The organism is Nitrincola tibetensis (assembly GCF_003284585.1).
GTDB classification, from domain to species: Bacteria; Pseudomonadota; Gammaproteobacteria; order Pseudomonadales; family Balneatricaceae; genus Nitrincola; species Nitrincola tibetensis.
The window spans coordinates 42,468-56,713 of the sequence record NZ_QKRX01000016.1 but is presented as its reverse complement, the minus strand read 5'-3'; the positions used below and the strand labels follow the sequence as shown (position 1 = coordinate 56,713).

The following is a 14,246-nucleotide window of genomic DNA, read 5'->3' as shown; positions in this document are numbered from 1 at the left end:
ATGGCGCGGATATTACTCACAGGGTCAACGGGTTTTGTGGGCACAGCCTTGTTAGCTGCATTCAAAAACGTTACTGGAGTGCAGGTTGTGCCTGTTGTTCGTCATGCAAGCGCATCGACCCCGGAAGGCTCGATTGCAGTAGGCAATATGGATGGCACAACGGACTATTCTGCCGCGATTCAGGGTATCGATGTAGTGGTGCACGCAGCTGCTCGGGCACATATTATGCGTGATGAAGTGGCCGATCCTTTGGCTGAATATCGTAAGGTCAATGTAGAAGGCACCCTAAAACTGGCCCAAGACGCTGCAGCCGCAGGCGTTAAGCGTTTTATTTATATCAGCTCGATCAAGGTGAATGGTGAGTCGACCACAGGACACGATCCATTTTCGGCGACTCACCCGCCAGCACCGCAAGACCCGTATGGACTCTCTAAGCAAGAAGCGGAGGACGGACTGCGTCAACTGGCCGTCGATACAGGGATGGAGGTTGTGATTATTCGTCCCCCCCTAGTCTATGGACCGGGCGTTAAAGCCAATTTTTTGAGCTTGTTAAAGGTGTCAGATACGGGGTTGCCACTGCCGTTTGCGCGGATTAAAAACGTGCGCAGCCTTGTGTACGTGGGCAATCTAGTCGATTGTATCATCCGCTGCACCCAGCATCCTGCGGCTGCGAATCAAACGTTTTTGGTATCCGATGGTGAGGATGTCTCGTTACCCGAACTGGTTAAGCATATTCGCACAGCGTTGGGGCGCCCGGCTCGTTTGCTGCCTGTGCCTGTTGGTTTGTTTAAGCTAGCGGGTGCTCTGACGGGTAAGCAAAGTGTGGTAGATCGTCTAGTTGGGGATTTGCAGGTGGATACCACCAATACGCGTGAGTTGCTGGGTTGGACGCCTCCTTTTACGCTGGAGCAGGGGCTTCAAGCGACAGTGGCGGAGTATAAACAGTCGATTTTGACGAAGTGATCAAGCCGGTAAAGGAAACCTACCGTCAATCAATAAATCGGTTAGCTGAAATTGAAATATCCGTTGTGAGCGTATGGCTTTAAACGTCACTTGCGCTTGAGTGATCTCGCAAAACCAATGTTCTTGTGACTTAGGTTGCGGATCGACGAAGGCGTTTGGTGTGAATAGGGCGCAGCAGAGCTCATCCTGATTCGATCTTGCCGATCGATATTCAAATGCCTCGACCCCTGCTTGGCGCATATCGGATCCAAGTGCTTGCGTAGATGCGTAATCAGTAGGATGACAGAGAGCCTGTTTGAACTGATCAAACGGGTCGACCTGTAACTGAATTCCCTTGACGGTTTGATAGGCGACACTAAACAAACAGTGTTCGGTTCTGAGCTTTTCAGATGGCGGTTTGCCTAGCATGGATCGTAAAAAAACAAAGCGATAATAGGCGGATTCGCTAAGCGTGCTTTCAATCGATAGACCGCCGTAAAAAAGACTGGGCTCATGTGTGCGCCCAAACCGAGAACCCCATTTTAAAGGCGGATAACGAAAAGGTGTTTTCAAAAGATAGTGTAAGCGATCAAAAGCACCGTTAGGATAACTCGGCTTTGATGTTTCCAGTAGATCTTCTAGTAATGATTGCTCCTCAAGGGTATCAACCAAACTGAGAGTGGCGGCTTGCTCTTGATTCTCGACAAGCCGAAATAGAACACCTTCAATAGGCTTAATTTGACCCTCGCCCTCACACTCAGACCAGATCATTTTATACTTTACCTCGTAATGCATCCAAGCAGGTCAGAACTCGAATAAGCCCTTGTATGGTTTGGACTTGTTCCGCCGGAACCCCTCCCGTGAGCGTGTTCTGTGAGCGCATGAAATGTTTAATCCACGCAGCATCCCCTCCCGTTAAAGCAAAAAGCGCGCGTGCGACTCTGATCAGCAGGAGTGCGAGTTCACCCTGCTTTGAGTCAGGCTGTATATCTAGGTTGTGTTTTAAGCGCGTAATGCCTGTTCTGTGAAGACCAATCACGTTTCCAAGCTCTTCTTGTCTGAGCGTCAGTTGTTTAGACGCGTTAAGCAGGGCCTTAGAGAGGACGACTGATGGATTGGGTGTATCCTTTGTTTGTGCACTCATCTCTAACTCCACGTTAATCTATTTGGGATTAAGTATAGTTTAGATGTTTTTGCAACAAAAAAGTAGAAAATACTGTATTTGAATCATTTATGATTGTTTCTGCAGGGTCTTGTTCAATTGCATTGATAAAGCCTTGCGACCTGAAACCGGTTGACACCCTGCAAGAGCAAAGATATGTTGGCCAACAACACTAAAGAATAGGGAAGAGCATGACGGAGCAACTCGATTTAAGTACTTTAGAGAATGCGATTAATTCACTAAAAGAGGCGATAGCCGTCGTCAGCGATGATGTTTGGTTTAAACAGCAATCCTCAGCCGTGCAACATACCCTGATTGCAGGCGTTATTCAGAATTTTGAGTTTGTCTATGAAATCAGCGTGAAGATGTTGCGCCGTCAATTGGAACAAGACGCAGCGAGTCTCGATGAAGTCGATTCGTATAGCTTCAGAGATATGATGCGTACTGCGGGAGAGAAGGGTTTAGTTAGAAATGTTGAAGCTTGGTTTTCGTATCGGACTTTACGCAACATTACTTCACATACATACGATCATCAGAAAGCTAAAACCGTTTACCAAGCCTCCTATGCATTTGTTTTAGATGCGCAAGATTTACTGGAAAGGATAAATGAACGAAACCAATGATTCTAATATCAGTATATCCCCTAAGGAGCATGCAATCGTTCGAGACATTTTAAAGAAATATATTGCGCAATATGATGTCTGGGCGTTTGGCTCACGTGTTAAAGGTCCACACAAACCTTATTCAGATCTTGATCTTGTCGTCATGTCGAATCAGCCACTAGACATTGGTGTTTATTCGGATTTAGTAGACTCTTTTACGGAGTCTGACTTACCTTGGAAGGTTGATATTGTGGATTGGTCAACGACCAGCGATACCTTTCGTGACATTATTTTGCAAAGACGTTGTTTGATTCAAAAAGGCGATGAACCTATCTAGTAGATGACAGAGATATGCTAGAGCACACATCTCTGCAAAAACCTGACGTAGTAAGACTCAAGACTGAATGCCTGCAGTTCTTTCAAAAGCTTTCTGCTCTTGAATCTCTCCTCTTCATCATTCTGATGGCCATAATAGTATAGATGCCTGAACCTGCCATAAACAAGCTCAACTCAACAACTTGAGAGAGCAGGTCGTATACTAAATAGGTTGGAGGAGAAAGCGAGTCTTGCCGTGCTTATAAACAGTAATACTCTTCGAGGTATTCTCGTTGGCCGCCTGCTTGGCAAGATGGCATAGCTTAGATAAAGACTTTATGCTGTGAGGTTCAATGATGTGTTGGCAGCGCCGAAGCTCATTGATTGAGCACACTCTTTCGGCGCGAGACAGTAAACCATTTCTTAGGAGCAATCGCCCTTTCTCTGGAAAAACCAGAGTTATGAGCTGTTTGATTTTATCTAATTTTTCGTGAAGATGTGCTATAGCATCTTCTTCAGTCTGAACATCGTAGCGCTTCCATACAGGCTCGTGATGAGAAACTCTGTTTCGGAACTCTCTGACTACTTTTACTAAGTCTTTTGTAAGACTGAGCATAGTAGAAGCTTTTGATGTAGGCCAATCACCTCTAAACACAGATCCCAAGTGTTTTGGCCAGATCAGTTGTGGACCCATAAATTCAGGATCTAAGATGAATTCCCATTTAGAAAACTCGGTCTTAGCGATTATCTCATGATGAGTCGGTTTTGCATTCTTTATGTTATAGCGATTTTTCTTGTCTTTAATGACTTGTTTTGCCGCGTTAGAAAAGTTCGTTTCAATAGCACACACGGCGAACGGCTTTGGTTGGGCTGGAGCGAATGATTTGTAGTGTAGTCGGTTACGGGCCCACCAAAAATGTCCTATGCTTCTAACCAGTGTGGTGTCCAGGGAGAGTTCCTTAAGGTGACTTCAGCAGCCGTAAGAAGTGGATACAGAGCAGAGCAACAAAGGTAAGCTCCAATTAATTCTACATCATCAGAGTGCTGGAAGATTGGCACGTAACTGTTCAGTCGCTTATTAGTGATGAGTTCATCTACTAGGACTGGACGATAGTTTATCTTTCTTGGCATCCACTACGCCTTCCTTAAGGGTTCTTAGGTTGACTGGGCCTGTTATAAAGCATAGACTTTAGCATAAGGTTGGCGTAAGGCCCCAATGAGCGGTAGCTTAGTCTACGAGTAAGCTGCAATTTACGACCTTTCGCAAAGACCTAAAAATTTCGCCCCGGCCTAGAGCTGGGGTTTTCATTTGAAAGTGGGAGCAAATCGAAAGCTTTCAATAATCAGAATCAGACGATTGGGCTCAAGGGCGGCAGAAAGGCTTTTTGTCACCCTTTAAACCCGTTATCGGGTTTAACTCGACTTGTTACGCAACGCTTGGAGCGCCTCGTTCATTTTGAACAGGACAATTAATAACTCACACCAGACTCTGGCGGCAATGGCGCCACCAACCATGTAAAGTAGGCCCATAAAAAATTTCCCAATCGTAAAGCCCCCCCATCCCCCAAATATATACTGCAAGCTGCCGAATATAACGCCTAGCAGTAATAGCCAATATATGAGTGTGATGATCTTCGGTGTCAGCATGTTGTCGAAAAATAAGACGTTCTTCATTTGCGTTGCCTTGCATAGTGTTGGTTGATTGTTGTTGCAAACGACCACGCTTGCCTGGAAGGAGTTCCTGCTCGATCTGAGTCGTGGTCATGCCCCCCGACTTCGATACTTACGAAAATAAGTTATTGATTTGATTAGGAAGCGTCTTAACACGCTTCACTGCATCCATGCTAACTCATTGAATTTGCGTATTAAGGCGTATTAGGAGGTGAAGAATCAAATCTATCAAAACTCATTCTGATTGTAAAATTATTTAGAGTTATCCATAGGCGTGCCACGACAGAAAAATCTGAGAGTACAGCACAGAAAGCCCATGAAATGGGGGGGAGGGTCAAAATAGTGGATTAATAAGTGGGGCAAGTGTCGAAGTCGGGAAGCCTGGACGAATATCAACGATGGTGATCGAGCCTTCAGGATCAAGGGTATAGTTATCGTTTGGCTCACCTTCGTTGGCGCTAAAAATACAGTTGCCATTGGGTGAAAAGGTGACCATATCGGGTAAAGCACCGGCTCGATAGGCTGTGATAAATTTGACCGATGCATAGAGCAAGAGCGGCTTTTTTGAAAGTAGTCATCGTGTTCATCCGTTAGAGGCAAGATAGGAATAAAAAAGGCTCATTACATGAGCCTTTTATCAAATCGTTCTCGATTAAAAATCTACGCGGTAGCCGACCAAAAACTTGTCGCCACGGCTGGCATACAAAGCCTTGGTGTAATCATGGTATTCAGCATACACACGACCACGGCCCATGCGTTGTTGAACGCCCAGCGCATAGTGTCTGCCTTTCAGATCCACGGCGTTATCTGGTTTACGCTCAGTTTGACCAAACTCAGCCATTAGAGTCGTATTATCAATCACATAGCTAGCACCGATAACATACTCATTCGCTTCACCCTGAGTTCTAACAAATGAGCTACCGCCAGTTTTATCATCAAGGTGAACGTATTTGGCTTTCAAGGTAAGGCCCGAGACTTTAAAGCCAGCGGCTAAGCCCCAAGTGTTCTGATCGATACCGTAGTTTCCAACGGCATTTTTACCAGACTTAGCGTTGCCAAAGGCACCCGCGAAGTAGAGGTTGTTGGCATCATAGGCAAGGCCCAAGCTGTAACCATCAACCATGCGGTCTTTATTGCCTGATGACAGGTCATCACCTGCAAACACAGCCGAAGCAGAGGCTTGTAAGCCGTTCATTTTTGGAGACGCGTACACAAGGGTATTGCCTTGACGACGGTTAAACTGACGTGCCACCTGTGAGTGACCGCCCTGAGCACCTGAGTTGAAGTCATCCGCATACGATGTGACTAAGGCTTGGATTGGAGCGTCTTGCTTACCACCGGTCACGGTACCCCATGAACCAGTAGCACCTAACCATGCATAACGGCCAGAATCTAGAGCGCCTTTATTAACATCCAACGCTTGTTCCCAGCGGAAGACCCCTTTGGTGTCTTCAAGGCCTAGGTCGACCGTTCCACGTACACCAATACGCGTGGCATCATCATCCAAAGACATGGATTTGTTGTCTTCTTTGACCATCGCCATTCTAAATGATCCGTAAAGAGTCGCATCGGCCATGGCCACGGCTGGCACGATAAGACTGCTGGCAATTGCCATACACAGAAGTGACTTTTTCATTAAATTCCCCTATGACGCTTGTTTAAAAATAAAGTGAGTACACAAAAATCGAATCAAACTAGTATGTTGTGAAGTAAGACGTCCTGTCTGGGCTGCGATCATAGGGTGTGTTTATTGCATCTGGATGTCAGTTAAATGACATTTTCGTTCAAGTTGAAACGTAATTAACAGTTCATCAAAGTGTCATGCATTTGTCATATGTAGCTTTTAGTATCTGGTCTATACCAATACAAGAGGGCTTCACTCATGTCATTCTCAACGTTTAAAAAAACCACTCTCGCTTTAGCGACGGCTCTATGCCTGTCTTCTGTTGCCTCGGCAACTGAGTTGACAGTTTACACAGCAGTTGAATCAGACGATCTGCAAAAATACGCAGAACGTTTCAATCAAGCGCATCCAGACATCTCCATTCGTTGGGTTCGGGATTCCACTGGCGTCATGACAGCACGTCTGTTGGCTGAAAAAGATAACCCAAGAGCGGATGTGATTTGGGGATTAGCAGCTACCAGTTTGCTGTTGTTAGATGAAGAAGACTTGCTAGAGCCTTATGCACCTAAGGGTGTTGAGCAGCTTGATCCTAAGTTTGTTGATGCGAACACGCCGCCGGCTTGGGTGGGAATGGACGCATGGGTGGCCGCGATTTGCTACAACACGATCGAAGGCGAAAAGCATGGCGTGCCGATGCCAACGAGCTGGGAAGATTTGACCAAGCCTGAATACAAAGGCCATGTGGTGATGCCAAACCCAAGCTCTTCTGGCACAGGGTATTTGGATGTGTCGAGCTGGATTCAGTTGTGGGGCGAAGAAAAGGCATGGGAATTCATGGATGGTCTGCATGAAAACATCAGCCGCTACACGCATTCGGGTTCAGCGCCTTGTAATTTGGCAGGATCCGGTGAGGCAATTGTCGGTGTTTCCTTCGCATTCCGTGCAGCACGTTTGAAATCGCAAGGTGCACCCGTTGAAGTGGTCTTCCCATCTGAGGGCTTAGGCTGGGATATGGAAGCGGCTGCAATTGTGAAAGGCACGAAGAACATGGAAGCGGCAAAAACCTTGATGGATTGGGCTGTCAGCCGTGATGCAAATGAGCTTTACAACGAAGGCTATGCGGTGGTGGCAATGCCAGGTGTGGCTCAACCGATTGAGAACTACCCAGCTGATATTGTTGACCGTTTGATTGATAACGACTTTGCCTTTTCGGCCGTGAATCGTGATCGCATCCTTCAAGAGTGGCAGCGTCGTTACGATGCTAAGTCGGATGCTAAATAAGTTTAGCTAAGCAAGTAGATCCCCGTCTTCGCGGGGATAACAGCCCTCGCAAGAGGCTGAAGTTTGTTCCTAAAGGTATGTTTAGGTGCAAAACAGCAGCCCTTGTGGGGCTGTTTTTTTGTCGAGGATAGGCCTAGGTGTTAACCGCATGGTCTTGGGGATTCAATGGGTGATGTTATGAGAACAATTCAACAGCCGTCGTTGGCGGCATTGGTCGGACAGACGGCGTTTATGCCCGATTCAGATATATCTGAGTCCATTTGTTTAGAAATCGAAGGATTGAGTAAGTCGTTTGGCACATTTGTGGCTTTAAACTCTATCGACCTCACCATTAATGAAGGTGAGTTTGTCTGCTTTTTAGGGCCATCCGGCTGTGGAAAAACCACGTTATTACGTGCGATTGCTGGATTAGAGCCTCAATCGAGCGGGCGTATTGTGCAAATGGGTAAAGAAATCTCTCATTTGCCTCCGCAGCATCGTGATTTCGGCATCGTTTTTCAGTCGTATGCACTTTTCCCCAATCTCACCCTTGCTGACAATATCGCCTATGGTTTGCGCAATCAACGCCACACACGCAAGGCTATTCAGGCACGGGTGCAAGAGCTGATGTCCTTAATTGGTTTGGAGGGATCTGAGAAAAAGTATCCCGCACAATTGTCGGGTGGTCAGCAGCAGCGTGTTGCCTTGGCGAGAGCCTTGGCGACAGAGCCAGGCTTGTTATTGCTAGATGAGCCTTTGTCGGCATTGGATGCACAGGTGCGTGTGCACTTGCGTCAACAGATTAAAGCACTGCAAAAAACCTTGGGTGTAACCACGGTGATGGTGACCCATGATCAAGAAGAAGCCTTAACCATGGCCGATCGAATTGTGGTGATGAATCATGGTGTGATTGAGCAGGTTGGGACGCCAGAAGAGGTGTATCGTCATCCAAAAAGTGCATTCGTTGCACAATTTGTGGGCAATATGAATTTCTTGAGCGCAGAGGTTTGCTCACCGACGGCGGTGATGATCGGTGCTCAGCGTTATACCACTCAGCCGCATGCTCTTGAGAACAAACGCCCTGTACATCTGGCTATCCGACCCGAAGAAGTGGTGTTGACATCGTCAGGGCAGGCCGAGTCGCAACTTGAAGCACGCGTTATCCATATTGAATATTTAGGTGCTTTTTTACGTTTAACCTGTGATGTGACGAGTGCTGATATTCAGTTGCGCGTGGATATTCAGCATGCAGATGCGGTGCAGCATCAGATTCAGCTGGGCAAAGACGTACATTTGGCCTTGCCGGCAGCGAGTTGTCGTGTGTTTAGGCAGGATGGTAACTAGCATGACAACGCTAACGACTGCCCGTATGACGGGTCTTTTTGGCTTTAATCAAGAGGCCTGGATTAAACTCGGCTTGATGCTCTTAGCCTTGGCACTCATGCTGATTGGTTTAGTCTTTCCTTTGTATACCCTGTTGTTGAAAAGTGTGCAGAACTCTGCGGGTGAGTTTATTGGCTTGGCCAATTATCGACATTACTTCTCAACCCCCTCATTGGTTAATTCAATCGCGAACTCGTTTTTTATCGCCATCATGACCATGTGTTTGGTGGTGGTTTTAGCCTTCTTTTGTGCCTATGGCATCACGCGCACCTGTATGCCGGGTAAGAAGGTGTTTAAAGTTCTGACTCTATTGCCAATTTTAGCGCCGTCTTTATTACCAGCAATTAGCTTGGTGTATATCTTTGGCAATCAAGGCTATTTAAAAGGTCTGCTGGGTGGTGAGTCTGTTTACGGCCCGATAGGGATTGTGATTGGCATGTGTTTTTGGATTTTCCCACATGCCTTAATGATCTTGGTGACGGCCTTGTCCAACAGCGATGCACGTTTGTATGAAGCGGCGCGCTCCTTGAAGACCCCAGCTTGGCGCACCTTTCTGACCGTGACCTTGCCGGGTATTCGCTATGGTTTGATGTCTTGTGCGTTTGTTGTGTTTACTCTGGCCATTACGGACTTTGGGGTACCCAAAATCATAGGTGGGCAATACAACCTATTGGCGACCGACATCTATAAGCAAGTGGTTGGGCAGCAGAATTTCCAGATGGGTGCCGTGGTCAGTATGATATTGCTCTTGCCTGCGGTCTTGACCTTTATTGCAGATCGCTGGGTGCAACGTAAGCAAACCTCACAATTGTCGGCACGCGCTGTGCCGTATCAGCCAAGTCCATCTCCTGTTCGTGATTGGGTTTTTGCTGTGTTGTGTTTTTCAGTTGCGGGCATCATTTTGTTGATGATCGGAACCGCTGTCTATGCGTCTCTTATCCAGTTCTGGCCTTACAATTTGACCTATACCTTGCGTCATTATCAGTTTGATGGCTTAGGGGGCAGTGGTTGGGAGTCCTGGTTTAATTCGTTAAAAATGGCATCAGGTGTGGCGGTGATCGGTACGCTGGTTATTTTTACCGTGGCTTGGATGGTTGAAAAAACAAAAGAATTCAGTTTACTGCGTCAATGGGTGCACTTGTTTGCGATCTTGCCGATGGCGGTACCGGGAATGGTGCTCGGCTTGGCGTATATTTTCTTCTTCAACCATCCGAATAACCCCTTAAATATACTCTATGGCACTTTGGCGATTCTGATTTTGAATACGCTGGTGCACTTTTATACCGTGTGTCATTTGACCTCGATGACGGCCTTAAAACAGCTTGATCCCGAGTTTGAAGCGGTGGGAGCTTCGTTGAAGGTTCCGTTTTGGCGCACCTATCTGCGTGTCACCCTGCCCACCTCTTTACCGGCTGTGTTGGATATTTCCGTGTACTTGTTTGTGAATGCAATGACGACCGTATCGGCGGTGATTTTCCTCTACGGGCCAGACACGCGCTTGGCATCTGTCGCAGTGTTGCATTTGGATGAGGCGGGTTATTTTGCCAGTGCGGCAGCGATGTCGGTGCTGATTTTGTTGACTTCGATAGTCGTCAAAATTCTGCATGCCATGTGCACACATCTAATACTTAAACGTTCGCAGATTTGGCGTCAGCGTTGATTTTAATCTCGACTCTATCCGTAGATTGGATGAAATAATGAAACAAGAACCTTACTTATTAACGCCAGGTCCACTCACGACATCGGCCAGTGTCAAAGAAGCCATGCTGCGTGACTGGGGCTCATGGGACAGTGATTTTAACGAAATCACGAAAGAGGTGTGTCAACGCCTGCTGATGATTGCGAATGCAAAGGCATCTCATGTGTGCGTTCCGATTCAGGGCAGTGGTACGTTTGCGGTAGAGGCCGTGTTTGCTACATTGCTTGAGAGCACCAGTAAAACCCTAGTGTTGATGAATGGCGCCTATGGACAACGTGCCGCGAAGATTTTACAGCGCATGGGCCATGCCTACGTTACTTTGGATAAGGGCGATTATTTACCGCCGCTGCCTCATGAGGTTGAGGGGCTGTTAATCGATGATCCTGCCATAACACATGTGGTATTGATTCATTGTGAAACCAGTTCAGGCATTCTCAATCCATTGGAGGGTATCGCTCAGGTCGTTGCAGAGCAGGGGCGACAGTTCATTGTGGATTCGATGAGTGCCTTTGGTGCCTTGCCTGTGGATGCAACTCAACTACCTTTCACGGCCTTGGTGTCTTCCGCCAATAAGTGCCTTGAAGGGGTGCCTGGATTTGGTTTTGCGCTGATCGATAAACAGGCTTTGTCCGGCTGTGAAGCTCGATCACCGTCTGTGTCTTTGGACTTGTATGACCAGTGGCAGTACATGGAAAAAACAGGCCAATGGCGCTTTACACCTCCGACACACGTAGTGGCAGCCTTTCATCAGGCGCTTAACGAATATTCAGAAGAGGGTGGGCAGGCCGCACGCTTGGCGCGTTATACCCGCAACCGTGATCGATTGGTGTCGGGTATGCGTGCGCTGGGCTTTGCCACACTTTTAGACGATGAGTGGTTGTCACCCATTATTACCACCTTTATTGCTCCCACCGATCCTGCATTTCGCTTTGTCGATTTCTATCAACTGATTAAAGCGCAAGGATTTTTGATTTATCCCGGTAAATTGACCGAGGTCGATAGCTTTCGCATTGGCTGCATCGGTCAGTTATTTGAAGCTGAAATGGATCAAGTGCTCCTGGCCGTTGCCAGTGCGTGCCAAACCATGGGTGTGAAACTCGATACGCCGCATCCATCACCGAAAACTGAATAAAGGAGAGGTTCGATGTACCGATATAAACGACGTTATACGGGTCCTGTGCAGGCAGTGATTATGGATTTGGCGGGCACTTGCGTGGATTTTGGTTCTTTAGCACCGATTCAAGCCTTTCAGGCCTTGTTTGCTGAAGAAGGTGTGCCGATTTCAGTCGCAGAAGCGCGGGCTCCAATGGGGAAAGAAAAGCGTGAGCATATAGAAGCCCTATTGGCCATGCCGCGTATTGCGCAAGAATGGCTGGCAGTAAAAGGGTCTAAGGCCTCCGATGCTGATGTTGATCGACTTTACTATGCCTTCGTTGTGCATCAAATCGCCGCCATTGCCGACAATCATCAGCTTATATCCGGCATTGATTTGGTGATGGAGTACTGCGATGAAATGGGCATTTTGATTGGCGTTAATACAGGCTATAGCCGCGAGATGATTCAAGGTTTGTTACCTGCGATGGCTGAACAAGGCTTTACACCGGACTCGGTCGTCTGTGCCAGTGATGTTCCGGCTGGGCGTCCATATCCTTGGATGTGCTTAACCAATGCGCAAGCGTTGGAAGTCAGTTGCGTTCAAGCCTGTGTCAAGGTTGACGATACGGCTGTGGGGATTGAAGAGGGTCTAAATGCAGGGATGTGGACCGTTGCAGTGGCCGTATCCGGCAATCAAACAGGGTATTCCGAGGCACAGTGGCTGGCGCTGAGTGAAGAGGAACGGGATGTGCAAGCGATTGTTGCCCATCAAGCGCTGGCATCCTCAGGAGCACACTATGTCATTGATTCGATTGCTGAACTACCTGAGGTGTTAGACGATATCACCCTGCGTTTAGCGAATGAAGAGCGTCCTTGAATAGTCTTGCACTGACATTGGTATTGGTTTCAGCCTGTTTGCATGCAGGCTGGAATTTGTTGGGGAAAAAGCAACAACCGTCACTGGCGCTGTTTACCTTGATGATGTTGGCTGGGGGCATTGTCTTTAGCCCTTGGTTGCTGATCTATAGGGATTGGCTTGCCTTACCACTAGAGTTTTGGGGAATATGGTTGCTGTCGGGTGCCTTTCAGGGCATCTACATGGCTGGGTTAGCTTGGGCTTATGCGCGGGGAGACGTGAGTGTACTTTACCCCTTAGTGCGTGGCTTGCCTGTAATTATAGTGCCTTGGGTGGGACTTTGGTTAGGAGGCTATCTCTACTTATCGGCTCAGGATGGGTTGGGGATGTTTCTTATTTTCGCGGCCTGTGTCTTGCTGCCTTTACGTCGGCTCAATGATTTTCATTGGCGCTTTTATATGACGCCCGCGCTGGGTTTTATGTTGTTGGCCGTATTGGGTACGGTAGGGTATTCCTGGGTTGATAAGCAGGCCATCGATCTGATGCGGCAAGAAGGGATGACGGCCTTTTCAGCGGGAATGGTGTTTATGGTCTTACAGGCTTGGTCTGCTTTTTTTTGGATGCTGCCGAGTTGCTTTATGTTAACGAGTGAACGTAAAGCCTTGCGCCAACAGTGGACAAGCAATAAGCGTGTTTGCATGATGGCAGGCGCTATGGTGCTGGCCACGTATGGTTTGGTGCTAGTAGCGATGGGGCATACGCAAGATGTGAGTTATGTTGTGGCCCTGCGTCAAGCATCGATTCCTATTGGTGCCTTGTTGGCAGTGGTTTGGTTAAAAGAGGTTTTGCCCCCCCTTAAATGGATAGCATTAAGCGTGATGATGCTGGGCTTGGTTTTAGTCGCGTTACCTTAATATCGAGAAGCAATAATGATCGAAAAAATAGCCGTATTTGATTTAGACCACACGTTAATTAAAGGCGACTCGTCTGCGCTTTGGGCAGAGTATTTGCACGAGTTGGGTTGGATCACAAGCCCTGATTTCAAACATCAACATCAGCAAATGATGGAAACTTATGCGAATGGCAATCTGGATATGTGTGCCTATTTAGCACTAAATTTGTCACCCTTAATGGGTCGTGAGTATGAAAGGGTGTATACCGAAGCAGAACGTTTCGTATCCGAGCGTATTCTCCCCCTGATTTACCCTGATGCTGTGCATTTGATTCACCAACTGCGACAGCAAGGAGAGCATTTGCTAATGATCTCGGCGAGTGAAGTATTTTTGGTCGAACCTGTAGCAAACGCCTTAGGGTTTGACGGTGTGATTGGCATAGACGTTGAGCATCATGAGGGCAAAATCACGGGTAACCCTTTATTACCTTTGAGTTATCAGGAGGGCAAGATCCATCATTATCATGCCTACTTAGAGCGCTTCAATACCTCTGAGTCACAGGTGATAAGCCGTTTTTATTCCGACTCTCATAATGATATTCCGTTATTAGAAAAGGTTCAGTTTCCGGTGGCGGTTAATCCTAATGATGCACTATTGCAGGTGGCGCAAGAGCAGCAGTGGCCGATTTTGAATTGGAGTTGATCTAGGTTTTAACGTTTTTGTCATAAAAAAGTACCAAAACTG

At 47.3% G+C, this 14,246-nt stretch carries 16 protein-coding genes; 10 read left to right on the top strand and 6 right to left on the bottom strand.

All coding sequences use genetic code 11. From position 1 onward, the window contains the following. Positions 1–963, top strand: coding sequence for a UDP-glucose 4-epimerase family protein (locus tag DN062_RS16310; RefSeq protein ID WP_112160363.1), 963 nt, complete (start codon positions 1–3; stop codon positions 961–963). On the opposite strand, the gene DN062_RS16305 is transcribed toward DN062_RS16310, so the two are convergent. Continuing rightward, entirely contained in the window at positions 964–1,713 is a 750-nt protein-coding gene (locus tag DN062_RS16305) for an RES family NAD+ phosphorylase (RefSeq protein WP_112160362.1), read from the bottom strand. 1 nt (position 1,714) lies between these two features. Then, positions 1,715–2,086: an MbcA/ParS/Xre antitoxin family protein gene (locus tag DN062_RS16300; RefSeq protein WP_112160361.1), complete on the bottom strand. Its 372-nt coding sequence runs from the start codon at positions 2,084–2,086 to the stop codon at positions 1,715–1,717. Between the two features lie 209 nt (positions 2,087–2,295). On the opposite strand from DN062_RS16300, the gene DN062_RS16295 reads away from it, so the two are divergent. Both DN062_RS16295 and DN062_RS16290 read left to right on the top strand, forming a co-directional pair. Further along, a complete protein-coding gene (locus DN062_RS16295) occupies positions 2,296–2,727 on the top strand; it encodes a nucleotidyltransferase substrate binding protein (RefSeq protein ID WP_112160360.1) in 432 nt (143 codons plus the stop codon). Then, positions 2,711–3,043, top strand: a complete 333-nt coding sequence (locus DN062_RS16290; RefSeq protein WP_112160359.1) for a nucleotidyltransferase family protein — start codon at positions 2,711–2,713, stop codon at positions 3,041–3,043. Before DN062_RS16295 ends, DN062_RS16290 begins: the two co-directional genes overlap by 17 nt. Before the next feature lie 201 nt (positions 3,044–3,244). Here the strand turns inward: DN062_RS16290 and DN062_RS16285 are convergent, their stop codons facing one another. From DN062_RS16285 to DN062_RS16270, 4 genes are all read right to left on the bottom strand, one after another. Beyond that, positions 3,245–3,871, bottom strand: a complete 627-nt coding sequence (locus DN062_RS16285; RefSeq protein WP_205126759.1) for a hypothetical protein — start codon at positions 3,869–3,871, stop codon at positions 3,245–3,247. Positions 3,872–4,434: 563 nt separating this feature from the next. After that, entirely contained in the window at positions 4,435–4,668 is a 234-nt protein-coding gene (locus DN062_RS19240) for a DUF4282 domain-containing protein (RefSeq protein WP_420811681.1), read from the bottom strand. Positions 4,669–5,026: 358 nt separating this feature from the next. Beyond that, on the bottom strand, positions 5,027–5,245 hold the full coding sequence (locus DN062_RS16275) for a choice-of-anchor I domain-containing protein (protein ID WP_112160357.1): 219 nt from the start codon (positions 5,243–5,245) through the stop codon (positions 5,027–5,029). 99 nt (positions 5,246–5,344) lie between these two features. Continuing rightward, positions 5,345–6,328, bottom strand: coding sequence for a porin (locus DN062_RS16270; RefSeq protein ID WP_112160356.1), 984 nt, complete (start codon positions 6,326–6,328; stop codon positions 5,345–5,347). A gap of 246 nt (positions 6,329–6,574) precedes the next feature. On the opposite strand from DN062_RS16270, the gene DN062_RS16265 reads away from it, so the two are divergent. The 7 genes from DN062_RS16265 (at position 6,575) to DN062_RS16235 (ending at position 14,204) form a co-directional block, all read left to right on the top strand. After that, positions 6,575–7,597, top strand: coding sequence for a putative 2-aminoethylphosphonate ABC transporter substrate-binding protein (locus DN062_RS16265; protein WP_112160355.1), 1,023 nt, complete (start codon positions 6,575–6,577; stop codon positions 7,595–7,597). Between the two features lie 231 nt (positions 7,598–7,828). Then, complete coding sequence (locus DN062_RS16260) at positions 7,829–8,920, top strand: putative 2-aminoethylphosphonate ABC transporter ATP-binding protein (protein WP_112160383.1); 1,092 nt, start codon at positions 7,829–7,831, stop codon at positions 8,918–8,920. 1 nt (position 8,921) lies between these two features. After that, positions 8,922–10,619: a putative 2-aminoethylphosphonate ABC transporter permease subunit gene (locus tag DN062_RS16255; RefSeq protein ID WP_239995818.1), complete on the top strand. Its 1,698-nt coding sequence runs from the start codon at positions 8,922–8,924 to the stop codon at positions 10,617–10,619. A gap of 37 nt (positions 10,620–10,656) precedes the next feature. Further along, a complete protein-coding gene (locus tag DN062_RS16250; RefSeq protein WP_112160353.1) occupies positions 10,657–11,790 on the top strand; it encodes a 2-aminoethylphosphonate--pyruvate transaminase in 1,134 nt (377 codons plus the stop codon). 12 nt (positions 11,791–11,802) lie between these two features. Then, a complete protein-coding gene (gene phnX, locus DN062_RS16245; protein WP_112160352.1) occupies positions 11,803–12,630 on the top strand; it encodes a phosphonoacetaldehyde hydrolase in 828 nt (275 codons plus the stop codon). Continuing rightward, on the top strand, positions 12,627–13,523 hold the full coding sequence (locus DN062_RS16240) for an EamA family transporter (protein WP_112160351.1): 897 nt from the start codon (positions 12,627–12,629) through the stop codon (positions 13,521–13,523). The genes phnX and DN062_RS16240 overlap by 4 nt, the downstream gene beginning before the upstream one ends. A 15-nt stretch (positions 13,524–13,538) precedes the next feature. Beyond that, positions 13,539–14,204 (top strand): HAD family hydrolase, encoded by a 666-nt coding sequence (locus tag DN062_RS16235; RefSeq protein ID WP_112160350.1) that lies wholly within the window; start codon positions 13,539–13,541, stop codon positions 14,202–14,204. The last annotated feature ends 42 nt before the right edge of the window (positions 14,205–14,246 follow it).

Excerpts from the sequence above, each read along its gene's own strand:
- DN062_RS16255 (WP_239995818.1), top strand. The coding sequence starts at position 8,922 with ATGACAACGCTAACGACTGCCCGTATGACGGGTCTTTTTGGCTTTAAT.
- DN062_RS16305 (WP_112160362.1), bottom strand. The coding sequence starts at position 1,713 with ATGATCTGGTCTGAGTGTGAGGGCGAGGGTCAAATTAAGCCTATTGAA.
- DN062_RS16260 (WP_112160383.1), top strand. The coding sequence starts at position 7,829 with ATGCCCGATTCAGATATATCTGAGTCCATTTGTTTAGAAATCGAAGGA.
- DN062_RS16265 (WP_112160355.1), top strand. The coding sequence starts at position 6,575 with ATGTCATTCTCAACGTTTAAAAAAACCACTCTCGCTTTAGCGACGGCT.
- phnX (WP_112160352.1), top strand. The coding sequence starts at position 11,803 with ATGTACCGATATAAACGACGTTATACGGGTCCTGTGCAGGCAGTGATT.
- DN062_RS19240 (WP_420811681.1), bottom strand. The coding sequence starts at position 4,668 with ATGCTGACACCGAAGATCATCACACTCATATATTGGCTATTACTGCTA.
- DN062_RS16310 (WP_112160363.1), top strand. The coding sequence starts at position 1 with ATGGCGCGGATATTACTCACAGGGTCAACGGGTTTTGTGGGCACAGCC.
- DN062_RS16300 (WP_112160361.1), bottom strand. The coding sequence starts at position 2,086 with ATGAGTGCACAAACAAAGGATACACCCAATCCATCAGTCGTCCTCTCT.
- DN062_RS16290 (WP_112160359.1), top strand. The coding sequence starts at position 2,711 with ATGAACGAAACCAATGATTCTAATATCAGTATATCCCCTAAGGAGCAT.
- DN062_RS16295 (WP_112160360.1), top strand. The coding sequence starts at position 2,296 with ATGACGGAGCAACTCGATTTAAGTACTTTAGAGAATGCGATTAATTCA.
- DN062_RS16250 (WP_112160353.1), top strand. The coding sequence starts at position 10,657 with ATGAAACAAGAACCTTACTTATTAACGCCAGGTCCACTCACGACATCG.
- DN062_RS16235 (WP_112160350.1), top strand. The coding sequence starts at position 13,539 with ATGATCGAAAAAATAGCCGTATTTGATTTAGACCACACGTTAATTAAA.
- DN062_RS16270 (WP_112160356.1), bottom strand. The coding sequence starts at position 6,328 with ATGAAAAAGTCACTTCTGTGTATGGCAATTGCCAGCAGTCTTATCGTG.